This is a genomic window from Gemmatimonadota bacterium, assembly GCA_016714015.1.
GTDB lineage: Bacteria > Gemmatimonadota > Gemmatimonadetes > Gemmatimonadales > Gemmatimonadaceae > Pseudogemmatithrix.
In genome coordinates, this window is sequence record JADJNZ010000006.1 from 324359 (window position 1) to 346673 (window position 22315).

The 22315-nt window shown below is 71.3% G+C and carries 23 protein-coding genes; 12 read left to right on the top strand and 11 right to left on the bottom strand.

All coding sequences use genetic code 11. The features are described 5' to 3' along the window. The first annotated feature begins 174 nt into the window (after window positions 1-174). From IPJ78_13740 to IPJ78_13765, 6 genes are all read left to right on the top strand, one after another. Window positions 175-654, top strand: coding sequence for a hypothetical protein (locus tag IPJ78_13740; GenBank protein ID MBK7907606.1), 480 nt, complete (start codon window positions 175-177; stop codon window positions 652-654). 160 nt (window positions 655-814) lie between these two features. Continuing rightward, window positions 815-1456 carry a hypothetical protein gene (locus IPJ78_13745; protein MBK7907607.1) on the top strand — a complete coding sequence of 214 codons (642 nt, stop codon included), beginning with the start codon at window positions 815-817 and terminating at the stop codon, window positions 1454-1456. 10 nt (window positions 1457-1466) lie between these two features. Further along, entirely contained in the window at window positions 1467-2882 is a 1416-nt protein-coding gene (locus IPJ78_13750) for a sigma 54-interacting transcriptional regulator (protein MBK7907608.1), read from the top strand. After that, on the top strand, window positions 2879-3892 hold the full coding sequence (locus IPJ78_13755; GenBank protein ID MBK7907609.1) for a tetratricopeptide repeat protein: 1014 nt from the start codon (window positions 2879-2881) through the stop codon (window positions 3890-3892). The genes IPJ78_13750 and IPJ78_13755 overlap by 4 nt, the downstream gene beginning before the upstream one ends. Then, entirely contained in the window at window positions 3892-4377 is a 486-nt protein-coding gene (locus IPJ78_13760; protein ID MBK7907610.1) for a hypothetical protein, read from the top strand. Before IPJ78_13755 ends, IPJ78_13760 begins: the two co-directional genes overlap by 1 nt. Continuing rightward, complete coding sequence (locus tag IPJ78_13765) at window positions 4374-5018, top strand: DNA-3-methyladenine glycosylase 2 family protein (protein ID MBK7907611.1); 645 nt, start codon at window positions 4374-4376, stop codon at window positions 5016-5018. The genes IPJ78_13760 and IPJ78_13765 overlap by 4 nt, the downstream gene beginning before the upstream one ends. Here the strand turns inward: IPJ78_13765 and IPJ78_13770 are convergent. Then, window positions 5015-5569: a hypothetical protein gene (locus IPJ78_13770; GenBank protein ID MBK7907612.1), complete on the bottom strand. Its 555-nt coding sequence runs from the start codon at window positions 5567-5569 to the stop codon at window positions 5015-5017. The two genes, IPJ78_13765 and IPJ78_13770, sit on opposite strands and share 4 nt — an antisense overlap. 140 nt (window positions 5570-5709) lie before the next feature. Beyond that, window positions 5710-5943, bottom strand: a complete 234-nt coding sequence (locus IPJ78_13775) for a hypothetical protein (GenBank protein ID MBK7907613.1) — start codon at window positions 5941-5943, stop codon at window positions 5710-5712. Window positions 5944-6068: 125 nt separating this feature from the next. On the opposite strand from IPJ78_13775, the gene IPJ78_13780 reads away from it, so the two are divergent. Next, window positions 6069-6920 carry a D-hexose-6-phosphate mutarotase gene (locus IPJ78_13780; protein ID MBK7907614.1) on the top strand — a complete coding sequence of 284 codons (852 nt, stop codon included), beginning with the start codon at window positions 6069-6071 and terminating at the stop codon, window positions 6918-6920. Here the strand turns inward: IPJ78_13780 and IPJ78_13785 are convergent. After that, window positions 6904-7500 (bottom strand): hypothetical protein, encoded by a 597-nt coding sequence (locus IPJ78_13785; GenBank protein MBK7907615.1) that lies wholly within the window; start codon window positions 7498-7500, stop codon window positions 6904-6906. The two genes, IPJ78_13780 and IPJ78_13785, sit on opposite strands and share 17 nt — an antisense overlap. A gap of 95 nt (window positions 7501-7595) precedes the next feature. On the opposite strand from IPJ78_13785, the gene rnz reads away from it, so the two are divergent. Next, window positions 7596-8549 carry a ribonuclease Z gene (gene rnz, locus IPJ78_13790; GenBank protein ID MBK7907616.1) on the top strand — a complete coding sequence of 318 codons (954 nt, stop codon included), beginning with the start codon at window positions 7596-7598 and terminating at the stop codon, window positions 8547-8549. Between the two features lie 27 nt (window positions 8550-8576). Here the strand turns inward: rnz and IPJ78_13795 are convergent, their stop codons facing one another. From IPJ78_13795 to IPJ78_13815, 5 genes are all read right to left on the bottom strand, one after another. Further along, window positions 8577-8978: a DUF2203 domain-containing protein gene (locus IPJ78_13795; protein MBK7907617.1), complete on the bottom strand. Its 402-nt coding sequence runs from the start codon at window positions 8976-8978 to the stop codon at window positions 8577-8579. Beyond that, complete coding sequence (locus IPJ78_13800; protein MBK7907618.1) at window positions 8978-9514, bottom strand: acyl-CoA thioesterase; 537 nt, start codon at window positions 9512-9514, stop codon at window positions 8978-8980. Before IPJ78_13800 ends, IPJ78_13795 begins: the two co-directional genes overlap by 1 nt. Next, the gene (locus tag IPJ78_13805) at window positions 9511-10746 is read right to left on the bottom strand and encodes a hypothetical protein (protein ID MBK7907619.1); all 1236 of its coding nucleotides are present in this window, start codon (window positions 10744-10746) and stop codon (window positions 9511-9513) included. The genes IPJ78_13800 and IPJ78_13805 overlap by 4 nt, the downstream gene beginning before the upstream one ends. Window positions 10747-10810: 64 nt before the next feature. Then, window positions 10811-12031: a cysteine desulfurase-like protein gene (locus tag IPJ78_13810; protein MBK7907620.1), complete on the bottom strand. Its 1221-nt coding sequence runs from the start codon at window positions 12029-12031 to the stop codon at window positions 10811-10813. Further along, window positions 12027-12923 (bottom strand): NAD(P)-dependent oxidoreductase, encoded by an 897-nt coding sequence (locus IPJ78_13815; protein ID MBK7907621.1) that lies wholly within the window; start codon window positions 12921-12923, stop codon window positions 12027-12029. The genes IPJ78_13810 and IPJ78_13815 overlap by 5 nt, the downstream gene beginning before the upstream one ends. A 52-nt stretch (window positions 12924-12975) precedes the next feature. Here IPJ78_13815 and IPJ78_13820 point away from each other — a divergent pair, with 52 nt between their 5' ends. Continuing rightward, window positions 12976-13206, top strand: coding sequence for a copper resistance protein CopZ (locus IPJ78_13820; protein MBK7907622.1), 231 nt, complete (start codon window positions 12976-12978; stop codon window positions 13204-13206). A gap of 384 nt (window positions 13207-13590) precedes the next feature. Here the strand turns inward: IPJ78_13820 and IPJ78_13825 are convergent, their stop codons facing one another. Beyond that, on the bottom strand, window positions 13591-16143 hold the full coding sequence (locus tag IPJ78_13825) for a carbohydrate binding family 9 domain-containing protein (GenBank protein ID MBK7907623.1): 2553 nt from the start codon (window positions 16141-16143) through the stop codon (window positions 13591-13593). Here IPJ78_13825 and mgtE point away from each other — a divergent pair. The 3 genes from mgtE to IPJ78_13840 are packed head-to-tail and all read left to right on the top strand — an operon-like array spanning window position 16142 to window position 19622. After that, window positions 16142-17791: a magnesium transporter gene (gene mgtE / locus IPJ78_13830; GenBank protein MBK7907624.1), complete on the top strand. Its 1650-nt coding sequence runs from the start codon at window positions 16142-16144 to the stop codon at window positions 17789-17791. The two genes, IPJ78_13825 and mgtE, sit on opposite strands and share 2 nt — an antisense overlap. Further along, a complete protein-coding gene (locus IPJ78_13835; protein ID MBK7907625.1) occupies window positions 17788-18720 on the top strand; it encodes a DMT family transporter in 933 nt (310 codons plus the stop codon). Before mgtE ends, IPJ78_13835 begins: the two co-directional genes overlap by 4 nt. After that, on the top strand, window positions 18720-19622 hold the full coding sequence (locus IPJ78_13840) for a DMT family transporter (GenBank protein ID MBK7907626.1): 903 nt from the start codon (window positions 18720-18722) through the stop codon (window positions 19620-19622). Before IPJ78_13835 ends, IPJ78_13840 begins: the two co-directional genes overlap by 1 nt. Here the strand turns inward: IPJ78_13840 and IPJ78_13845 are convergent. Next, a complete protein-coding gene (locus IPJ78_13845; protein ID MBK7907627.1) occupies window positions 19600-21531 on the bottom strand; it encodes an acyl-CoA dehydrogenase family protein in 1932 nt (643 codons plus the stop codon). The two genes, IPJ78_13840 and IPJ78_13845, sit on opposite strands and share 23 nt — an antisense overlap. Before the next feature lie 68 nt (window positions 21532-21599). After that, a complete protein-coding gene (locus IPJ78_13850) occupies window positions 21600-22313 on the bottom strand; it encodes an SURF1 family protein (GenBank protein ID MBK7907628.1) in 714 nt (237 codons plus the stop codon). Window positions 22314-22315: the final 2 nt, after the last annotated feature.

Genomic DNA, 22315 nt, shown 5'->3' on the forward strand with positions numbered 1-22315 from the left:
ATTCGATAGGGGTTTGGAACGTTTCGTTATAGCCAGCGGACGCATCGATTTCCGCCAAGCTGTTGACACGCAATGACTTGACTCGTCGGGGGCTACTGGTGCCGCACTTGCACTAGGGGATGCCAGACGGCCTCGCAGCCCGCGAGCCGCCACCACCCCACAGCCCCTCGTCCAATGCGTATCCGCCACCTCGCCCCCGCCTCGCTCTTCGCCGCCCTGGCCCTCGCCGCCTGCGCCGACAGCCCGGTCTCGCCGGTCTCGCAGTCGGTCATCGCCGACGCCAAGGGGAGCTCGACCCCGTCGACCTCCACCCCCTCGTCGACCGCTCGCATTCGCATCTACGCGAACCTCCTCCCGCCGGCCGGCGCGCCGTTCTCGAACGCCAAGGGCAAGGGCTCGTGGGACTCGCGCAATAGCAACACCAAGCGCGAACTCGAGCTCGAGATCGAGCACCTGCCCGTCGGCATGGCGGTGGAGTTCTTCGTCGGCGGCGTGAGCGTCGGCACCAAGACGACCGACGCGCTCGGCAAGGCGGAGATCGAGTTCAGCACCGAACTGGGCCAGTCGGTCCCGACCTCGGTGAGCGGCCTCGCGATCGAGATCCGCAACGCGGCGGGCGCGGTGCTCGTGGCCGGCAGCTTCCCCACGGCATAACGCCACACCGTCCCGGTACCGTCCGTGCGCGCAGGGTCGACCCGTCCGGGCGACCCTGCGCGACCGGTCATCACAGAGTGGAGAACCCCGAATGCGCATCCAACACTTCACGGGTAGACTTCCGGGGTATCACCCGCTCACCTCACTTTCAGGAAGATCCATGATGTTCGCTCCCTTCGCCCGCCGCGCCGCCGTCCTCGGCCTGCTCCTCGTCGCCGCCGCGTGCACCGCGGTCCCGAACGAGCCGCCGGTGGCCCTCACGCCCACCGTGGGCGACACGAGCCTCGTGGTGAACTCGCTCGCGCCGGCCGCCGACGCGCCGGCGATCGCGAATCCGGTCGTCACGTTCTACGCCAAGTACGACGAGGCGACGTCGGCGTACATGTACTATCGCTCGCGTCCGGGGCGCGCCGACTCGGTCGACTTCATCCGCTTCCGTGTGCCGCGCGAGGCGTTGCTCACCCGCCCCGACGGCTCGCCGTTCGCGGCCGGGGACTCGATCCTCATCACGATCACCCTCGTCGACCCCGAGAAGCTGCTCGTCCGCTTCGAACCGTCGGGGCTGCGCTTCGACCCGGCCAAGCCCGCCGACCTCAAGTTCAGCTTCCTCGAGACCGATGAGGACCGTGACGACGACGGCTCGGTGGACAGCGACGACACGGCGATCCTGAACCTGATCGACATCTGGAAGCGCGAGACGGTCTCGGCGCCATGGATCCGCCAGACGAGCGTGATCACCATCGGCACGCACGAGATCGAGACGGATGTCCTCGGGTTCACCGACTACATCATCGGCTGGTAGCATCGTGGCCGTGACGACATCGCGGGCCAGCGCAGGGGCAGCGGACGGAGCGGGGCGGCGGACGACGCCGGCCACGCTCGTCGTCCTCGCGCTCAGCGACTCGTTCAGCGATGTCTGGGCGCGCCTCGCCGCCGAGATCGGGATGACGCTCGAGCGCGTGAAGGCGATCCCCGAGAAGATCGACCCGACGCGCAGCGTCGTCCTGGTCGCCGCGGGTGGCGAGGAAGCGCAATTGGCGCGGACCGCGCGCGACCTCCGCGCCGCGACCGACGCGGCCTTCGCGGTGGTGGCCGCCGAGGCGGGCCATCGTCTCGCGACCTCGGTGATGCGCGCCGGCGCGGACCAGCTCTTCGTCATCCCCGAGGATCTCGACCTCCTGCGGTCCTGGCTCGCCGACGCGACCCAGCGGATCGGGTCGCGCGAGGACCGGTTGCACTTCACGGCGGGCGAGGCCAGCAAGTACACCTTCGACGGCATCCTCGGCGCGAGCGGCACCCTGGCGACGGCGCTCGAACGGGTGGCGAAGGTGATCCCGCACAGCAACGTGACGGTGCTCGTGACCGGCGAGACGGGCACCGGCAAGGAGCTCATCGCGCGCGCGATCCACTACAACGGTCCGCGCCGGGAATCGCCGTTCGTCGACATCAACTGCGCGGCGCTCCCCGAGCACCTCCTCGAGAGCGACCTGTTCGGCCACGAGAAGGGCGCCTTCACCGACGCCTCGGCGGCCAAGCCGGGCCTCTTCGAGATGGCGCAGGGCGGCTCGATCTTCCTCGACGAGATCGGACATCTCGCGCTCCCGCTGCAGGGCAAGCTCCTGCGCGCCATCCAGGAGCGCAGCATCCGCCGCGTCGGCGGCGTCCGCAGCATCCCGATCGACGTGCGGGTGATCGCGGCCACGCATGTGAACCTCGAGGAGGCCATCCGGGCGGGGCAGTTCCGCGAGGACCTGTACTATCGCCTCAACGTCATGCCGGTCTCGCTCCCGGCGCTGCGGAATCGCCGCGAGGACATCGGGCCGCTCGCGCGCCATTTCATCGAGCGCTTCGCGAAGGAGTACGGGCTCACGCGCCCGACGCTCAGCGCGGGGGCCGAGCGCGCCCTGCGCGACCGCGCCTGGCCGGGCAACATCCGCGAGCTGCGCAACGTGATCGAGCGCACGATGCTGCTCGCCGACAAGCCGGTGCTCGAGGCGAACGACTTCGAGTTCCTCGACCTCGATGCCGATGGGCGGCCGACCACCGCCGGATCCCCGGTACTGCTCGCCGACATCATCCGGCTCGCCGTGCGCGCCGCGCTCGACTCGTGCGGCGGCAACAAGAGCGAGGCGGCGCGGCGGCTTGGCATCTCGCGCCCGCGCCTCATGCGTCTGCTCGATGGCGGCGACGAGGAGACCGGTGACGCCGGTACGGACGGGGCCCGATGAACGCGCCCACTGCCCTCCATGAACTGCGGGCGCAGGCCCAGCAGCTCGCCGCGGCCGGCGCGTGGACTGACGCGGGCGAGCTGCTCCTCGCGCACGCATCGCGCCTGCGCACCCACCCCGAGACGGCCGCGCTGCTCGCCGAGTCGCTCGTGCGCACCGGTCGCGCGCGCGAGGCGAAGGAGTGGCTCGCCGCGGTCCTCCCCGCCATCGAGGCGAGCGACGACCGCGCGAGCCTCCGCCGCGCCACCGTCCTCACCGGCGCCGCGCACTTCGTGCTCGGCGAGCTCGACGCCGCTCGTCGCGGCTTCAATGAAGCGCTCGACCTCGCTCGCGCGGATGGCGATGACGTCCTCGTCGCCTTTGCGATGAGCAACCTCGGCGCCATCGCCAACATCGAGGGCGACCGCACCGGCGCGCTCGCCCTCTATCATCTCGCCATCTCGGCCCACCAGCGTCTCGGCAACACCCGCGGCCTGGCCGAGGCGTTCCACAACATGGCGATCACGTATCGCGATCTCGGGAAGCTCGCAGAGGCGGACGAGCTCGAGCAGCGCAGCGCCGAGTTCGCCCGCGATGCGGCCCAGCCCCTCATCGCATCGATCGCCGGACTCGGCCGCGCCGAGCTCGCGCTCCGCCGCGGCGATGCCTCCTTCGCCGAGGCGAAGGCACGACGCGCGGCGAGGGAGTTCGCGGCGGCCGGCGACGTCGTGCGCGAGGCCGAGGCGAGCCGCCTCGCGGGCGTCGCGTGCACGATCACGGGCAAGCACCGCGACGCGCGCGACCTGCTCGACTTCGCCGTCGACCGCACGCGGCGGCTCGGGGCCGCCCTGCATCAGGCCGAGGCGCTGCGCTCGCGCGCCGAACTCTTCGCGGCCATGGGGGACACGCCGGCGGCACTCGCCGACGGGCGCGCGGCACTCGCGCTCTTCGCACAGCTGCGCGCCCACGACGACGGCACCGCGCTCGTCCGCTGGATGGAGACGCTGCCGGTCCCGCCGGACGCGCACTGATGATGATGGTCCGCGCCGACGTGCCGCTCCCCTGTCCCGAGTGCGGCGCGCAGTATCCGGATCCCTCGGACTCGTGCGCGCAGCGCTTCGACGCGTTGCTGGCGCTCGACCACTCGCAACGGGAGCCGTGGGGGAGTCGCCACGCCCTCGCCTTCTCGGCCTTCGCCCTCCAGCACCCGTCCCGGTTCCGGGGCGCGACGCGCGACCGGGCGTATGCCATGCTCAGGCGCGTCTATCGCGAGGGGGTCGCGCTCTCGACGGTGGTGCGCGAGGTGCGCCGGTCGCATGCCAGTGGCGGGAGCGCGGTGGCGACGCCGCCGAGCGCGACGGCGGTGACCGAACGGCCGAGCACGCCGCCGCACCCCGCGCACCCGCACTTCGCCGTCACCATCCAGGACCTCGGCGCGTTCGATGAGGCCGCGTACGCGGTGCTGCTCGACGCCTGGTGCCGCGCGACGCTGAACGCCCTCTCCGCGGCCGAGTGACCGCGACGCTCGACCTCCGCACCTACCGTCGCGGACTGAAGGCGCTCGCCCTCGCACATGCGCGCCTCGCGCGGATCCTCGACACGCATGGTGAGCCGCCGTTCTGGACGCACCCGCCGGGGTTCGCCGGCCTCGTCATCGGCATCCTCGGACAGCAGGTCTCCCTCGAGTCGGCGAATGCCGTGTTCGCCAAGCTCTCCGCGACCCTCGGCGAGGTGCGTCCCGACCGGTTCCTCGCGCTCGACGACCACGCGCTGCGCGCGACGGGATTCAGCCGACAGAAGGCGGACTACGCGCGGGGTGTCGCCCGCGCAATCCGGGACGGCACGCTCGACCTCGACGCGCTCGCGCGCGCCGATGACGCGACCGTGCGTGCCCGTCTGGTCGCGTTGCGAGGCATCGGGCCCTGGACGGCCGATGTCTATCTGCTATTCGCGCTCCGCCGCGCCGACGCCTGGCCGTCGGGCGATCTCGCGCTCATCAAGGCGGTGCACGAGGTGCGCATCGCGCGGGGTCCCATCGCCTCCTCGCGCGCCGATGCGATCGCCGCACGCTGGCGACCCTGGCGCGCGGTGGCCGCGCGGCTCCTCTGGCATCACTACCTGAGTGCGCGCGGCCGCGGCGACGCCGCGCTCGCCTAACCGGCGCAGCGCCAGGCCGCGCCGACCGCGGCGTAGCCGATGCGCGGCAGCAGCTGCTCCGCGGCGAGCACGACCCCCCAGAACATCACGATGAGCGCGAGCACATGCGCGACGGCCACCCGCGCGCGCCACGCGGTCACGCTCGCCCACGCGCCGGACACCAGCACCGCGGCGATCACGCCGAGGTAGAGATGCAGCAGCCAGCCGCACTCGTGCGCGTACGGCCAGTAGAGCACCGCGGCGCCAAGGCCGCTCGCGGCCGCCGTGCGCAACCAGGCGCCGATCAGCTCGATCGTGCGTGGCGCGAGGCCGCCGATCGACGTCGGGCCGGAGGCGGCACCGGCGGCCACACCCGCGCTCGCGCCGAGGCTGCCGCGCGCCGGGTTCACCGCGCCGATCGGACCGGGAATCGCTGGCGACGCGCGATCCGGTGACGGCGTGGGGTCACCGCGCAGCGAGGGATCCGCCCCGGGCAGTGTGCGGATGAGGCGATCGATCTCGAGACCGAACGAATCCGTGAGTTGACGGAAACGGTTGGGGCGTTCTGTCATGCGCGTTCTCCTGCCGCGGGCGGTTCACGGTGCGCCGTGCACGGAGAATGACGAGCACGGCGCGCACGGCGGCCAGAGGCAGCGTCACATTGTGGCACCACGGATCATGCGGCGCCGCGATGCGCCGACACTTCACGCGTTCAACGCAGGAACCGTCGCGCCACCTGTTCGAGCCGGTCCTGCTGCGTGCGCTCCGCCTCGGCGAGGATCACCTCGACATACGGTCTCAACTTCGGCTCGCCCCAGTAGTATCCCGTCGCGCGTTCGGCGAGCTGCGTCTCGCTCACGCAGGCGGCGTCGAGCAACGCCCGCGCCGCGGCGCGATCGTAGTCCGGATCGTCGCGCTCCGGCAGCGCATAGTTGCGGCGAGGCATCTCGCCTTCCGCGTCGTCCCGCAGGAATGCCCGCGACATCGATCCCGTCCTCTCCTGAGCTGTCGTCCGTGCGATGCTGAACGATAGCGGGTCCGCGCGCGCCAGGCCCGGCTTAGACTTCACGCATGGACGCCCCTTTCCTCGATCTCCGCGCGGCCGACGGTGCCACCGCCCGCCTCCACCTCGACGGTGCCCAGGTCACGTCGTGGATCCCTGCCGGTGAGACCGACGACCGGCTCTTCGTGAGCGCGCGGGCCGAGTACGGTCGCGGCAAGTCCGTGCGCGGCGGGATCCCCATCTGCTTCCCGCAGTTCGGGCCCTTCGGGGCGCTGCCGCAGCACGGCTTCGCGCGCACGACGCGCTGGGTGGTCGCCGATGACGCCGCGCCGGCCGGGACGGCACGAGTGGTCCTCCTCGACGCCGACGTCGCGCGCGATCGACCGGCCGCCGAGTGCGCCGCGTGGCCGTATCGATTCCGCGCCGAGCTGCGGGCGCAGGTGGGAGGGAACGCACTCGAGGTCACGCTGGACGTGACGAACACGGGTGACGCGCCGTTCGCGTTCACCGCGGCGCTGCATCCCTACTTCGCCGTGCGCGACGCCTTCGCCTGCGAGGTGCACGGACTGAACGGCCTGCGGTACCGTGACGCGTTGCGCGACGGAGCCATCCTCGACGAGCACGGTTCCGCGCTCGCGATCACCGGTCCGCTCGACCGGGTCTACTACGCCGCGCCGGACCGGCTCGAGCTGCGCGAACCGCATCGCACGCTGCGCCTCATGAAGCGCGGATTCCCCGACGCCGTCGTCTGGAACCCCGGGGCGGCGGGGACGTCGTCGCGCCGCGACTTCGTGCCCGGCGACGAGACCCACATGCTCTGCGTGGAGGCCGGCGCGATCGGCGCGCCGGTGACGCTCGCGCCGGGTGCCAGCTGGAGCGGCACCCAGCGCATGGAAGCGGTCGCTACTTCCGCCCGATGACCCAGCGGAAGCCGATGCCGATCGCCGAGGCGTCGAACGTCTCGCCACCGGGCGCGGTGTACTCCATCGCCGTGTAGGAGAGCACCCCGTACTTCCAGCCGAGCTGGAGCGTGGGCGCGGCGTTCGACTCGAGTTCGGTGTCGGGGAAGAAGCCGTCGCCGTTCATGTTCACCGCGTTGTGCTTGGTGATGCCGGCCCCCACCCACCAGTCGGCATCGATCGCGTAGCGGCCGATGACCTCCACCGGGATGCGCGTGATGCCGATGCTCGCGTTCTCCGACGCGTTGGTCACGAACTTGTAGCCGACCACGGCACCGAGCGAGAGACGCGGCGCCGCCGGCAAGCGGTACTGGCCGCCGAACGCGATCTGTCCGCCCTGGCCACCCGTGAGCGTCTGCGTGTCGCCGTTCTGGAACTGGATCTCGATGAGTTCCTCGCCACCGAAGGCGATGTTCCCCTCGAACACCCAGTTGAAGCCGGGCCGCGGCAGGCCGGCGGGGGCCGGCGCGCCCTTCGACTGCGCAGCGAGCGGCGCCGCCAGGAAGGCGAGCGTGAGGAGCGGAGCGAGGTGACGATGCATGTGAGGGAGGCCAGGCGAAGGGTGATGAGGAGCGGACCGCTCCAAGGAAATCGACCTCACGGCCGAACGCCAGCGGGAGGCGTTAAGTTTCGTCCATGTCGCTCTCGCTGCGCTTCCTGGGCACCTCCGCCTCGCGACCCACCGTGGAGCGGGGGCTCTCGTCCATCGCCGTGACGCGCGAGGGCGAGACGTTCCTGTTCGACTGCGGCGAGGGCACCCAGCGCCAGATGATGCGCTGGAACGTCGGCTTCACCCTCGGTGACATCTTCTTCACGCACTTCCACACCGACCACTGGCTGGGTGTGCTGGGGCTCCTGAAGACGCTCGCCCTGCAGGCGCGCACGGAACCGCTCCGCCTCTGGGGACCGAAGGGCGCGATCGCGATGATGAAGCGCGCCGAGGGCCTCGGGAACGAGAAGCTCACCTTCCCGCTGACCGTCGCCGAGGTCGAGCCCGGCGTGCCGATCCGGCGAAAGGACTACGAGATCCGTCCCTTCCAGGTGGAGCATCGGAACGGGGCCGCGGTGGGCTACGCGCTCGTCGAGCACGAGCGGCGGGGGCGCTTCGATCCCGATCTCGCGCGGGAGCTCGGCATCCCCGAAGGCCCGCTCTGGGGTCGCATCCACAAGGGGGAGGCGGTCACGCTCGACGACGGTCGCGTGATCGAGCCCTCGGTCCTCGTGGGACCGACACGGCCGGGCCGCACGATCGTCATCACCGGCGACACGCGCCCCTGCGCGCGGACGATCGAGCAGGCGGTGGGCGCGGACCTGCTCGTGCACGAGGCGACCTTCGGGGACGAGGACGCCGCGCGCGCGGCGGAGACGATGCACTCGACCGCGCGCGAAGCGGCGACGGTCGCGAAGATGGCCGGGGTCACCCGGCTCGTGCTCACGCACTTCTCGGCGCGCTACTCGCGCGATCCGAGCGACCTCGGGCGCGAGGCGCGCGAGGCCTTCAGCGGCGAGGTGCTGCTCGCCAAGGACGGGATGGAGCTCGAGGTGCCGTACCGGGACGAGGTCCCCGCGAGCGTCGCCGCGGCCGGCTGACCGGCGCGCGCGGCCCGGCGGCGGCGCTCAGGGCAACGGCTGACGACCGGAGAAGCCCGCGTCGATCTCATGCCAGTGCGACACGCTGCGCTCGCCGTGCATCCAGCAGTAGTAGACTGGCCGTCCCTCGTGCTCACCGGGGAAGTCGAAGAGTCCGGTCTCCAGCGACTTGCACTCGACGCCGAGTTCGGCGAGCTCGCGCATGAACCCCTCGATCTCGGTCGCCGCGCGCTGGACCTCCTTCTGGAGGCGCACCGCCTCGCTGTCGGGACGGTCCGGGTCGGTGGCGATGTTGGCGACCTCGAACTGCGCCATGAGACTCCTCCACTCGGCGTAGGTGCGCACGAGGTCGTCGGCGATGCGGCGGACCAGCGGCAGGGCGCGGGTCGCGCGCTCGGGGGTCCAGAGCTGCGTGGCGGTGGCGGACATCAGCGGGCTCCCTCGGGGGTCGTGACGGCGGCGCGGGCGTGCGCCTCCGCATGCTTCGCTTCGGCGGCGCGCTCCTCGAGGCGTCGCGCGCGGCGCGCCTCGGCGGCCTCGTACCGGCGCTGTTCCTCGCGCGACTCCGGCCGCACGGCCGGGACCTCGGTCGGACGGCCGCTCTCGTCGATGGCGACGAACGTGATGTAGCAGGAGTTCGTGTGACGGCGGCGCCCCGTGCGCAGGTCCTCCGACTCGACCCGCACGCCGACCTCCATCGACGTGCGGCCGGCGAAGTTCACGCTCGCCTTGAGCACGAGCAGCTCCCCGACATGCACCGGCTCGCGGAAGTCGATCCGGTCGACCGAGACGGTGACGCACTGCTGGCGCGCATGCCGCATGGCGCAGACCGCGGCCGTCTTGTCCATCAGCGCCATCACCGCGCCGCCGAAGACGGCGCCGAGGACGTTCGCGTCCTCGGGCATCATCAGGCTCGTCGACTCGTGCGCCGACTCGCGGACGGGACGGGACGGGCGCGCGCTCATGTGCCGCTCCGTGCGCGTCGCGCCGCGGGGCTCGGTGCGAGGCGCCGCGGCACGACGACGGGGGCCTTCCGCGCCGAAGCCGGGACGACGAGCGGCGCGACACGCGCGGCGCGAGGGGTGTGCCGAACGATCCGGTTCTCTCCCGAGTAGAACGACGCGTCGTTGAACGCCTTCGTGAGCGCCGCGCGCGTCCCCGGCACCGCCGACGAGTCGCCGATCCACATCACCCGCAGGACCGGCGACGGCACCGACCCGAGCCGCCACTCGGTGCCGGCGGGATCGCGCAGCGAGAGCGCGACCCGCGCGCGCGGGTCATCGGCGGATCGACCGACCAGCGTGAAGCCGTCGCGCGGCCAGAGTCGCTCCTCGGCGCGCTCGTCGATCGGATACTCCGGACGCAGCGCCTCGAACCACGACGGCGCGTCGACGTCGATGGCCTCGAGCTCGACGACGTTCGCCTCTTCGTCGGCCCCGCTCTGCGTGACGGCGAAGCGCACCTGCAACGCCCGGTCGATCACGCTGAGCGAGAAGCTGCGGGCGTCGAAGCCGAAGCGGTCCACCGTCGGCGTGACCGCGACCGCCGAGTCGCGCGCGATCGCGGCGATGGAATCGCGCAGCGCGCTCCAGCGGTCGCGCGCGAGGGCCACGGCCCGACGCGCCGGCCCCGCTCCGATGATCGCCTCGAGGGGCGCCGGCGTCGCGGTGCGAAGGTCCACCACGCCGCGCCGCGCGCCGTGCGCGTTCGTCCCGCCGATCACGTCGACGTCGGTCCGGTACTCGTACGAGAGCCACGGTCCGTGGATCTCGAGCACGAGGATGTCCGCCGTGGCGACGGTGCGCGGGTCCTCGTTGCCATGCTCGTCGGGCGCGAGCGGCCGCTCGTCGGGATTGGCCGATGCATAGGCACGCGCCAGCGCGGGCAGCAGCGTGTCCGCGACCAGCTGCACGGAGTCGCCGCTGATGAGGTCGCGCTTGAAGAGCCGCTGCCCGATGAAGGCCGCGTCGTAGAACGAGAAGTCCTCGTCGGCGACGTAGAGCTCGGCGAAGCGGCCCGCGACCTGCGCGAGCACCATCGGCGCACCGCGCACCCGGATGCCGTCAGCGTCGGAGCGCACCCAGAACACCGAGTCGGCCGCGGCGACGATGAACTCGGCGGACGGCGCCGGCGGCGGCGCCTCGGCGCGCTCGCACGCGGCGAGGGCGAGGAGGAACGGGAGCAGGCGCACGCGCATGCCGCAATATATCACCCTCCCACCCGACCCCTCCGGCCCGCGCGCGCGGGCCGTCAGCCCACGGTCAGCGCGCGGCGATCTCCCGCACACCCTCGATCAGCCGGTCCACCTCGTCCTCGGTCGTGTAGCAGCATGCCCCGGCGCGGACGAGACCGTCCTGCGCGCGGCCGAGGAGCTCGACGATCGTCTGGGCGTAGAAGTCGCCGTGCGACGTGAAGACCGCACGGTCCACGAGCGCGCGCGTCACCGACTCGGCGTCGTGCCCCCGGACGGTGAAGGCGATCGTCGGCGTGCGCGGCTGGTCGGGGCCGGGCCCGTACCGGGTCACGCCGTCGATCGCACCCAGCCCGTCCCACAGGCGCGTGAAGAGCGCCATGCCCCGCTCGTGCAGATAGTGGAACGCGTGCGCGAGCTGCGCGCGACGGGTCGGCCCCTCGCCGATCGACGCGAGGAAGTCGACCGCCGCGCCGGCCCCGACGATCCCTTCGTGATTCTGCGTGCCGGTCTCGAACCGGTCGGGTGCCTCGTCGGGCGCCGGGGCGAGCTTGGGGACGTCGAGTCCCTGCAGCAGGGCATGCTTGGCGTAGATGATCCCGATGTGCGGGCCATAGAACTTGTAGGCCGAGCACCCGAGGAAGTCGCAGTCGATCGCGCGCACGTCCACGAGCGCGTGCGGCGCGTAGTGGACGGCATCGACGAAGCAGAGGGCGCCGACCGCATGGGCCATGCGCGCGGCCTCGGCCACGTCCGAGATCGTGCCGAGCGCATTGGAGCCAGCGCCGATCGCGAGGAGCTTCGTCCGCGGACCGAGCGCCGAACGCAGCGACGCCAGGTCGAGCTGACCGCGCGCGACATCGACCGACACCCGCCGGATGGTGATGCCCCGCTCGCGTTCGATCGCCCGCCAAGGCGCCACGTTCGCGTGGTGGTCGAGGTCGGTCACCACGACCTCGTCCCCCGGCCCCCACCCCCGCCCCAGCGCGCGCGCGAGATGGAAGGTCCCCGTGGTCATGTTGTTCGCGAACGCGACCTCGTTGGGTGCCGCGTTGAGGAACTCCGCGACCGCGGTCCGCGCCGCGAGCAACATCGCGTCGGTCTCGGCGCTCGTCGGGTACGCCCAGTGCGTGTTGGCGTTGTGGTGCAGCAGGTAGTCCGCCATCGCATCGACGACCGACTGCGGGACCTGCGTGCCACCCGGACCGTCGAAGTAGGCGACCGGAAGCCCGCGGTGGTGCCGTTGGAGGGCCGGGAAGCGCGCGCGGATGCGGTTCAGCACGGGTTCAATCCTTGGCGATGGTGACGCCGGTGAGCTGCTCCACCCACTTCACGACCTCGACATGGTCGGCCTCCTCGCCCATCGCGAGGTGCGCGGCGCGGAAGAGGTCGGCGGTGAGCTGCAGGAGCGGCGCGGGGACCTGCTGCTCGCGCGCCACCTGGGCGGCGATGCCGATGTCCTTGTCGAGGAGCCCGAGACGGAAGGTGCGGGGGAAGGCGCGGGTGAGGACGCGTTCGGGGAAGAGATTCATCGACGCGTTGGAGCGACCGCTCGAGGTGTTGATCACGTCGAGGGCGACCGCCGGATCGACACCGGCCTTGCGCAACGCGGCGAGCCCTTCGGCGAGCGACCAGAGATGGATCGCGAGCAAGCCGTTGTTCACCGCCTTCACGGCATCGCCGGCGCCCACCGCGCCACAGTGGACGATCTTCTTGCCGAACACCTCGAGCACCGGCCGGACGCGCGCGAGGAGCGCCGCATCGCCGCCGACCATGACGGTGAGCGCCGCCGCCTCCGCGCCCACGACTCCCCCGGAGACAGGCGCATCAAGGAATCCGACGCCGCGCGCGGCGAGCGCGGCCGCGATGCGCTGCGAGCCGGCGGGATCACCCGAGGTGCAATCGACGAGCGTCGCCCCGGACGCGAGGCCGGCGAGGAGCCCGTCGGCACCGTCGAGAAGCCGCTCGACGTCCGACGAGACCGGGAAGCAGGTGATCACGACATCGGCACCGCGCGCCGCGTCGGCCGGTGTGGCGGCATGGACGACACCATGTTCGGCGGCGAAGGCCGCGGCCCGCGCGGCGGTGCGGTTCCAGACGCGCAAGCCGAGCGGCGCCCGCGCGAGATGCTTGGCCATGGGCGTGCCGATCGCGCCGAGCCCGAGGAATGCGACGGTGGTCATGCCCCACAAGCTCGCCGGGTCCGGTCGTTCCCCGCAATGGTAGATTGCGCGCATGCGACTCGAGGTGACGATCGACGGGATGCTGGCCGTGCACGCGAAGCACGCGGTGTTCATGGCCCTCGCGGCGGTGGAGGGGATCACGCGCGCGGAGGTGGAGCTCGGCCGCGCTGAGCTCACGCTCGCGGAGGGCGCATCGCACTCGGCGATCCGCGCGGCGATCGCCGACGCCGGCTTCGCAGTGACCGCGATCCGCATCCTGCCGCGCACATTGCCGACGATCTAGGCGTTCGCGTGACGCAACGGCAGCGCGCCGGCGGATCCCTTGCGGGTCCCGCCGGCGCGCTTGCCCTGGTGCTGTGGTGTTGCTGTTGTCGTTCGGCCTCCGACGAGGAGCGGACAGGGGGCCGGCCGGCCCCCCACCAGCACCGACCCGCACCCCACTGTCAACTCTTCGTCGGACCCTTCACGTTCTCTGACACGAGGTACGGGAAAAGGGTTTACGGGGTTTCAGGGCAGAAGGCAGAAGGCAGAATGAAGAAGGAAGAAGCCTGGCGTCGGGTGTCCGAGCACCGGAACTCGTCGCCGAGCGCGGTGTAGCCGCGGACCGGCACCACCCTCGCATCCGGCATCGTCGAGCGTTCCCCCTTCCTCCTTCTCCCTTGTCCCCTTACCGCGCCCACCAGTAGGACGCCTTCACCAGCAGCGTGTTGTCCGAGCGCGAGCGGAACAGGTCCGCGTAGTCCCGTCCGATGTCGAACGTGCCCGGGTTCCGGTCGAACTGCCCGCGGCCCTGTTGCCAGACCAGGAAGAGCACCGAACCGGGTCGGTACTCCCACCGCACGACCGTGTTGGACCGGAACTGCTTCACGTTGAAGTCCTCCACCGTGCCGGCGAACGGCAGGAAGCGGTCGGCGTAGCGCGCGGCCCTCGGGTCGGCGAGTTCGCGCAGGTTCGAGTAGTCGCCCGCGGTGATGAACGGTTGCGCATACAGCTGCACCGAGAGGCGCGGCGTGACCGTGTAGTCGAACCGGGCCGTGATCGCGCTCGTGCGCTGCTGCATCCGCGCGAACGTGTAGTGCGTGCCCGCCGAGTCGACGGGGTTCCCCACCCACTGCGCGTCGTAGTTGCCGGCGCTCAGGTTGAGCGAGACCTCGGCCTGCATGCGGCTCGCCACGCGGAAGCTCACCGACGGGTCGACGCCCCACTCGGTGGTCCCGGAGACGTCCTTGAACACGTAGTACCCCTGCATCACGAACGTCGCCGCCTTGCGCTCGTCGGACTGGAAGCCGAGCCAGACGTTCTGCCGCTGGTTGCGCCGCAGCGCCGGTCCCCCGCGCGCCGCGCGATCGTCGTATGACTCGCCGATCGCGTTCACGTTGAAGCCGGTCCAGAACCACCACTGGTTGGGGAGCTCGCCGTTCAGGTTGATGTTCGCCCCCGAGTTGAGCTTGAGCCCCTCGGTGTTCCAGTCGTTCCACTGATTCACGTTGACGAACAGGCGGCGATAGTACTTCGTCGGCTCCTGGAGCTGGAGCCCGAACCAGTTGCCGTTGTTCGTGACGTCGGCGCGCGTGAGGAAACCGGCGTCGTTGATCTCGTAGCCCGCACTCGTCGACGAGACGCCGGTGCTGAAGCGCGTGATGCCGCCGCCCGTCTTGCCGACGTTCACCGCGACGCGTGTGCCGGCGAGCGAGGTCGCGTCCGGATCGACGTCGAGGCGCGAGTCGGGGCGCTGGAAGAGGTGCACATTGCTCTGCTGCGTCGCGAGGATCGACGTCGCGCTGCCGGCGACGCGGCTCGCCACCGCGGAGCCGCTCACCTGGTAGTTGTTCCGCCAGAAGCGGTGTCGCGCGTCGACGCCGAGCGCGTAGGCGCTCTCGCGCAGGTACTCGCGCGAGTCACCGTCGAGCGACCGGTTGGTCGCCGTAAGCATGAGGCCAATGCCCGAGTTGCCCTCGGCGAAGTCCTGTTGCAGCCGGGTGACGAGGTAGTTGGTCTGCGGTTCGATCGTCGCGCCGCCGGCGCCGGTCTCGCGCTCCGTCACGGCATTGAGGAACCCGACGTTGAGGCCGCCCGCGGTGCGCCCGGTGAGCTTGGCCGCGCCGAGGATCGTGCTGTTGTTCGGGTTGTCCTGGTCGTAGTAGCGGCCGCCCAGCTGCGGACCGCGCCCGATGCGGCGCGAGTAGAAGAGCGCGTTGGAGACGTTGCCGTTCCCGCCGCCCTGCCCGGCGAAGTTGAAGATGCCCGCGCCCTCGAGGAAGAACGGACGCCGTTCCTCGAAGAACTGCTCGAACGCCGAGAGGTTGAGCACCGCCGGGTCGGCCTCGACCTGCCCGAAGTCCGGGTTCACCGTCCCGTCGAGCGTGAGGTTCGACGTAAGCCCGTACTTCACGTCCGCGCCGAAGGCGAAGCTCTGCTGGCGTTCGAACGCGTTCCCCACCGGCCGCGGCGCATTCGTTGCCACCGTGTACGGGAGCACCTCGAGCCGACGCGGCGGGCTGATGCCGTCGAACCCGGACACTTCGCCCCACTGGGACACGAGCCCGGTCTGGCTGCGCCGGAAGAGCGGCCACGAGATGCGCTCGTTGAACCGCGCGATGTCGCGCCAGACGGCGAACCCGAAGGTGTGCGTCGCCGCCTCCGGGAAGCGGAGCTGGCCGAACGGGATCCGGTACTCGGCGGTCCATCCGAGCGAGTCCTTCGCCGTCACCACGTCCCAGACGCCGTCCCACGACGCATCCTCGTTGCCGTCGCCGGAGATGTAGAAGTCGCGCTTCACCCCGAGCGGATTCACCGAGAACCGGAAGCCGGTGCGCCGGTCGTGGTAGGCATCGACCATCAGGTGCACGTAGTCGCTCTGCGTGCGCTGGTCGCGCCGCGAGAGGAAGGCCATGACCGAGTCCGGCGCGGGATCGAAGGCCCGGACGAAGACGTAGAGGTAGCGCGCGTCGTAGCCGACCTTGGCCTCGGTGCGGAAGCGCGGGTCACCGTCCTCCACGGGATCGTGCTGCCGGAACTGCGTGATGGCGGGGGCGAGCAACCAGATGGCGTCGTCGTCCCGGCCGTCGATGACGGGGGCGGTCGTGGCGCGTGCGGCGGTGGCCGACGTCGCGGTCGGCGCGGGAACGGCGCGAGCTCCGGGATCGAGGGAGAGGACCGGACGCACGGGGTCCGGGCCCAGCGCGACGGATGTCTGCAGGGCGAGCGCGAGCAGCAACATGGTGCGGTCCGGGGTTGGGGTCCCGGTGGGGGTCGAGCGCCGCGCCGCCTGCGCTCTGCAGACGATACGCGTCGTTCGTTCAGGGGTTTCGACAGCGCCCGGCGGCGAAGCGTTGCGTGAGTCCTTTCGCCACGCGCGCGCTTGTTGGGCGCCCCGCGGACCCGTTAGCTTCGGGACACTTCGCTATGGTACGCGCGCGCGCGTACACCTTCGTCACCCGGGGAGGCACCCCGTGAGCCCGGATCAGCGCGAGAAGGAGCGGTCGGTCGCGGCGCTGGTGGCGCCCGACATCCTCGACCTCCTCGAGACGGAGCCGGGGAGCATCGCCGCCGAGACGGAGGAGCTGCACCCGGCCGACCTCGCCGACGTCGCCGAGCTCATCCCGCGCGAGCTGGTCTCGCTGCTGCTGACCTCGCTGCCGCGCGAGCGCGCTGCCTCCGTCCTCGAGTACGTCGACGACGACCTCCGCGCCGAGATCCTCGAGGCGATGGACCCGGACGTCGCCGCCGGGCTCCTGTCGGGCATGACGCCGGACGAGCGCGCCGACGCGCTCGACGAGATGGACGAGGAGGCGGCCGACGAGATCCTCGAGGAGCTCCCGGAACGCGAGCGCGCCGAGACCGAGCGGCTCCTGCAGTACGAGCCGGACACCGCCGGTGGCCTGATGACGACCGAGTTCGTCTCGGTCCCGGGTTCGCAGACGGTCGAGGAGGCACTCGTGGCCGTCCGCGCCATCGCCCGCGCCGGGCGTCGCGAGGCGATGGGCACGGTCTATGTCGTCGACGGGCGCGGGGTGCTCTCCGGCGTGCTCTCGCTCCGCGAACTCCTCGCCGCCCCGGAGGGGGCGCGGATCAGCGACATCGCCTGGTCGGAGGTCGTCACCGTCCAGGCGACCGCCGACCGCGAGGAGGTCGCGCAGCTGACCTCCAACTACGACCTCGTCGCCGTCCCCGTCGTCGACGCCGACAGCCGGCTGCTCGGCGTCATCACGGTCGACGACGTCATCGACGTCATCCAGGAGGAGCAGACCGAGGACGTGCAGAAGTTCGGCGGCTTGGAGGCCCTCGAGGACCCGTACCTCCAGTCGTCCATCGGCGACCTGCTCAAGAAGCGCTCGCCGTGGCTCCTGGTGCTCTTCGTCGGGCAGATGTTCACCGCCGCGGCGATGGGCTACTTCCAGAGCGAGATCGATGCCGCGACGGTCCTCGCGCTCTTCGTGCCGCTGGTGATCAGCTCCGGCGGCAACTCGGGGTCGCAGGCGACGTCGCTCATCATCCGCGCGCTCGCGCTGCAGGAACTCACCGCCCGCGACTGGTTCCGCGTGATGGGCCGCGAGCTGTTCATCGGGCTCATCCTCGGGCTCATGCTCGGACTCGTCGGCCTGCTGCGCGTCGTCGCCTGGCAGTGGATGGGGATCTCGCAGTTCGGTGAGCACTACGTGCTCCTCGCCACGACGGTCGGCGCGACGGTCGTCGGCGTCGTGCTGTTCGGCACGCTCACCGGCGCGATGCTGCCGTTCTTCCTCAAGCGCCTCGGCTTCGACCCCGCGAGCGCATCGGCGCCGCTGGTCGCGACGCTCGTCGACGTGACGGGCGTGGTGCTCTACTTCACCATCGCCCTGCTCCTGCTCCGCGGCACGCTCCTGTGACGGCCGCCGGTCCCGAGGGCGAGCGCCCGGGCGCGCCCGCCGAGCCGCGCGCCGTGGGACTGGTGCTCCTCGCCGCCTGTGCCTTCGGGTCGCTCTCCATCGGCGTCACGCTCGCCTCGCGGGCGGGCGTCTCGCTCATCGCCCTGATGAGCTGGCGCTACGCGCTCGCCGCGCCCTTGCTCGTCCTCGCGGCGGGCGGTCTCGCGCGGGTCCGCGTCGCGCCCGCGCGCGCGATGGCACTGCTGCTCCTCGGCGGCGGCGGACAGACGCTCATCACCTACTTCAGCTTCTCGTCGCTCGAGTGGCTCTCGGCGGCGCAGCTCGGCTTCCTCTTCTATACGTACCCGGCCTGGGTCGCGCTCTTCGCCGCCCTCGCGGGAACCGAGGCGCTCACGCCGGTGCGCGTCGCCGCCCTCGGCCTCGCCCTCGCCGGGATCGCGCTCATGGTCGGCACGCCCTGGACCGCGGCGCTTCCACTCCCCGGCGTGCTACGCGCGCTGGGCAGCGCGGTGCTGTATGCCGGCTACATCCCGTTGCTCCACCGGATGCGGGGCGAGCTCAGCGCGGCGGTCGCGTCGGCCTGGGTGATCAGCGGCGCGGCGATCGTCTTCACCGGCTGGTCACTCGCCCGTGGTGACCTCGTCACGGGCATGTCACCGGCGATGTGGGGGATCGCGATCGGCGCGTCGGTGGTCTCGACCGTCGTGGCCTTCATCACGTTCCTGCGCGGGCTCGCCGCCCTCGGCGCGGTGCGCACGGCGATACTTTCCACCGTGGAACCGTTCTGGACGGCGCTCCTCGCGGCCCTCGTGCTCGCGCAGCCGCTCACGCGCTCCACGCTGCTCGGCGGATTCGTGATCGTCATCGCCATCCTGCTGCTGCAGCGCACGCCACATCCCGCGATCCCCGACGCCCCTCCCCCCGAGTGATGAGCACCGCGACCCCGCGCCCCGATGCCGGCCAGCTCTCCGCCGGCACGGCCTATACCCTCGTGGCGGCTGCCGGCTTCGCCGCCGTCAGCATCTTCACGACCAAGGCGATCGCCACCGGCCTCACGCTCGCGACGGTGCTGGCGTGGCGCTTCGTGATCGCCGCGGCGGTGCTCACCACGTTCGTCGGCGCGCGCCGATATCCGCGCATCCCGCCGAACGAGATGCTGAAGTTCGTCGCCATCGGCGGCTTCGGGCAGGCGCTGCTCATCTACCTCGCGCTCTCGGCCCTCGCCTACATCCCGGTCGCGACGCTCGCCTTCCTCTTCTATACGTATCCCGCGTGGGTCGCCCTGACGCAGACGGTGCGCGGCGCCGAACGGCTCGACCGCCGCCGCGCGCTCGCGCTGGTGCTCTCGTTCGGCGGCATCGGCGTGATGGTCGGCATGCCGGGGGCCGGCACCATCGACTGGCGCGGCGTCGCGCTCGCCCTCGGGGCGGCGATCGTCTACGGCATCTACATCCCGGTGATGCGCCACCTGCAGGCCGATCATCCCGTACCGCCCACGAGCGCGTACGGGAAGATCGGCGCGGCACTGGCGTTCCTCGTGATGAGCGTCGCGCAGCAGTCGTTCACCTACCGGCTCACGCCGGAGGCCTGGCTGACCATCGGCGCGCTCGCGGTGTTCTCGACCGTCCTGCCAGGGGTCCTCTTCACCATGGGACTCGTGCGGCTCGGACCGGTGCGCACTGCGATCGTCTCGACGGTGGAGCCGTTCCTCACCGCCCTGCTCGGCGTGCTCGTGCTGTCGCAGTCGCTCACCGTGCCGACGCTCGTGGGGGGCGCGCTCGTGGTGTCCGCGGTGGTCGTGCTGCAGTTCAAGCGTGAGCGGGTTGCCTGAGTCCTGCATCCGCGACCGGCCGCTCCGGCGCGACCGGGACCTCCATCGCGCCGACCGCGGGTTCCCCGTCGACGATCCCCGACTCGATCCACGCGTGATCCCCGCGCACGACCCGCTGCGCCAGACCGAAGAGCGCCCCGTCATGCCGACCGTGCAGCGCGCGGAAGCTCGCCTCCACCCGGTCGCGTGACTCGCGGCAGAACACGTCAGCGAGTTCCATCGCCTCGGCATTGCCCTGTTCGGCCAGCATCCTCGCACGGCTGATGGACGCCGCCATCGCGTAGAGCTCCGCGCCGATGTCCACGGCGCGGAAGAGCACCATCTGCCGCTTCTCGAGCGCGGGCCCGAAGCGCACCATCGCGTGGAAGATCGCGCGCCCCAGGCGCCGCGTCGCGCGGTCGAGGTACTCGACGTGGCCCTCCAGCCGCCCGAACCCCGCGTACGAGCGCATCGACGCGATCCACGTCGCCGGATACCAGGTGAGGTAGAAGGGCGCGGCCTTGAGGAGATGCCGCACGCGCGTCCCCAACGACGACTTCGGGTCGACGATCGGGAAGGCGATCGAGAAGTGCTGGTCCACCGCCTCGCGCGCGATGAAGAGCCGCATGATCTCGCTCGAGCCCTCGAAGATCAGGTTGATGCGGCTGTCGCGCATCGCGCGCTCGATCGGCAGCGGCGTCTCGCCGCGCGCGCGCAGCGAGTCGGCGGTCTCGTAACCGCGCCCGCCGCGGATCTGCAGCGCGTCGTCGACCGAGCGCCAGGCGAGCTCGGTGTTGAACATCTTCGCGATCGCCGCCTCGAGCCGGATGTCGGTGCCGCCCCGCTCGTAGAGCGCGGTGCTCAGGTACGCGACCGACTCCATCGCGAACGTGCTCGCCGCGAGCCGGGCGATCTTCTGCGCGATCGCGTCGTGCTTGGCGATCGGCTGTCCCCACTGCACGCGCTCGGCCGCCCACTGTCGCACCCCGCGCAGCATCCCCTTCGTCGCGCCGGCCACGGAGGCGGGGATCGTGAGGCGCCCCGTGTTGAGCGTGACGAGCGCGAGCTTGAGCCCCTTCCCCTCGCCCCACAGGATGTTCCGCGACGGCACCCGTACGTTCTCGAACGAGATCCATCCGTTCTCGATCGCCTTGAGCCCCATGAAACGGCAGCGGTGCTTGATGGTGATCCCGGGCGTCGCCGCATCGACGATGAAGGCGGTGATCTGCTTCTTCCGCAGCTTGCCGTTGATCATGCGGTCCGGCGTGCGCGCCATCACCACGAACAGGTCGGCGCGCGTCCCGTTCGTGCACCAGAGCTTCTCACCGGTGATCGTCCAGTGTTCGCCATCCGCCGACGGCACCGCGCTCGTCGTCATGTTCGCCGGATCGGACCCGGCGTGCACCTCGGTGAGGGCGAACGCCGTGATGCCGCCCTTCGCGATCCGCGGGAAGAACTCCTGCTTCTGCGCCTCGGTACCGAAGAGCTTCAGCGGTTGCGGCACGCCGATCGACTGGCTCGCGGAGAGCAGGGCGCAGAGCGACCCGCACTTGCTCGTGACGAGTTCCATCGCCTTCACGTAGGCCATCTGCGAGAGGCCGAGCCCGCCGTACTCGACGGGGATCTTCATGCCGAAGGCGCCCATCTCGCGCAGCTCCTGCACGTACGCCTCGGGGATCTCGCCGGTGCGGTCCACGAGGTCCGCGTCGTAGCGTTCGAGGAACGCCTTGAGCCGGGCGAGGAACGGCTCGGCCGCGGCCATCGCGGCGGCATCCTCAGGGGGATGCGGGTGGATCAGGTCGAAGCGGAATCGCCCCAGGAAGAGCTCCTTCACGAAGCTCGGGTGCTCCCACGCGCTCTCGCGCGCGTCCTCCGCGACGTCGCGCGCCTCCTGCACTGAGGCAGGAGCCGTGCTCGGGTGGTCGGCCATGAGTGGCCTCCTCGAATTGTAGGTCCAGCGGTGGCGGGTCGCAGGGCTTCCCGCAGCGTCCTCAATACCTAAGCACCGGTCCGGGCGGTCACAACCGAGCGCCGGAAGAGGAGGCTCCCGCCGATCACGGCGACGAGCGCGAATGCGAACCACTGGATGGCGTACGACTTGTGGTTCCCGGGCACGAGCAGCGGCGGTCCGAGACGGCGCGGCACCGAATCGACGCGCGCGGCGGAGTCGGACGTCATCACCACGACGGCCGCGGCGACGGGTCGCCCGAGCCGCCGCTGCAGGGCCTCGACGGTGAGGAGTCGCATCGGCTTCGCGGCGTCCACGGGCGCCGGGGGCCCATCCGCCGGGATCGGCACGGCATAGCCGGCGAGCGAGACGGTGTCCGCCTCGCGCCAGCGCGACAGGTCCACCTCGGCGGCGTCCGGCGAGTAGACCCACCCGCGGGTGACGACGACGAGCGTGTCGGTACCTTCACGCTCGATCGGGGTGAGGAGATGGACGCCCGGCGAGCCGTCGTTCACGCGCCCGGCGTGGACCTGCTCGAGGTCGTACCGGAATCGCCCGGCGAGACGGACCCGTTGTCCGCGCACGAGCGCCGAGTCGGCCGGGAGCGCGCCGAAGGGGACAGGCATCGCGGCAAGACGCGCCTCGACGCGCGCGTTGTAGGCGGCGCGCTCGCGGTGTCGCGAAACTTGCCAGAGCCCGAGCCGCACGAAGAGGGCGGCGCAGGCGAGCGGGATCAGCAGGCCGAGCAGGGCTTTGGGACGCACGG

Bases quoted from the DNA above. Each gene is read 5' to 3' on its own strand.
- IPJ78_13740 (MBK7907606.1), top strand. From the start codon at position 175: ATGCGTATCCGCCACCTCGCCCCCGCCTCGCTCTTCGCCGCCCTGGCC.
- IPJ78_13745 (MBK7907607.1), top strand. From the start codon at position 815: ATGATGTTCGCTCCCTTCGCCCGCCGCGCCGCCGTCCTCGGCCTGCTC.
- IPJ78_13755 (MBK7907609.1), top strand. From the start codon at position 2,879: ATGAACGCGCCCACTGCCCTCCATGAACTGCGGGCGCAGGCCCAGCAG.
- IPJ78_13760 (MBK7907610.1), top strand. From the start codon at position 3,892: ATGATGATGGTCCGCGCCGACGTGCCGCTCCCCTGTCCCGAGTGCGGC.
- IPJ78_13770 (MBK7907612.1), bottom strand. From the start codon at position 5,569: ATGACAGAACGCCCCAACCGTTTCCGTCAACTCACGGATTCGTTCGGT.
- IPJ78_13775 (MBK7907613.1), bottom strand. From the start codon at position 5,943: ATGCCTCGCCGCAACTATGCGCTGCCGGAGCGCGACGATCCGGACTAC.
- IPJ78_13780 (MBK7907614.1), top strand. From the start codon at position 6,069: ATGGACGCCCCTTTCCTCGATCTCCGCGCGGCCGACGGTGCCACCGCC.
- IPJ78_13785 (MBK7907615.1), bottom strand. From the start codon at position 7,500: ATGCATCGTCACCTCGCTCCGCTCCTCACGCTCGCCTTCCTGGCGGCG.
- rnz (MBK7907616.1), top strand. From the start codon at position 7,596: ATGTCGCTCTCGCTGCGCTTCCTGGGCACCTCCGCCTCGCGACCCACC.
- IPJ78_13795 (MBK7907617.1), bottom strand. From the start codon at position 8,978: ATGTCCGCCACCGCCACGCAGCTCTGGACCCCCGAGCGCGCGACCCGC.
- IPJ78_13800 (MBK7907618.1), bottom strand. From the start codon at position 9,514: ATGAGCGCGCGCCCGTCCCGTCCCGTCCGCGAGTCGGCGCACGAGTCG.
- IPJ78_13805 (MBK7907619.1), bottom strand. From the start codon at position 10,746: ATGCGCGTGCGCCTGCTCCCGTTCCTCCTCGCCCTCGCCGCGTGCGAG.
- IPJ78_13815 (MBK7907621.1), bottom strand. From the start codon at position 12,923: ATGACCACCGTCGCATTCCTCGGGCTCGGCGCGATCGGCACGCCCATG.
- IPJ78_13820 (MBK7907622.1), top strand. From the start codon at position 12,976: ATGCGACTCGAGGTGACGATCGACGGGATGCTGGCCGTGCACGCGAAG.
- mgtE (MBK7907624.1), top strand. From the start codon at position 16,142: ATGGTGCGGTCCGGGGTTGGGGTCCCGGTGGGGGTCGAGCGCCGCGCC.
- IPJ78_13825 (MBK7907623.1), bottom strand. From the start codon at position 16,143: ATGTTGCTGCTCGCGCTCGCCCTGCAGACATCCGTCGCGCTGGGCCCG.
- IPJ78_13840 (MBK7907626.1), top strand. From the start codon at position 18,720: ATGAGCACCGCGACCCCGCGCCCCGATGCCGGCCAGCTCTCCGCCGGC.
- IPJ78_13845 (MBK7907627.1), bottom strand. From the start codon at position 21,531: ATGGCCGACCACCCGAGCACGGCTCCTGCCTCAGTGCAGGAGGCGCGC.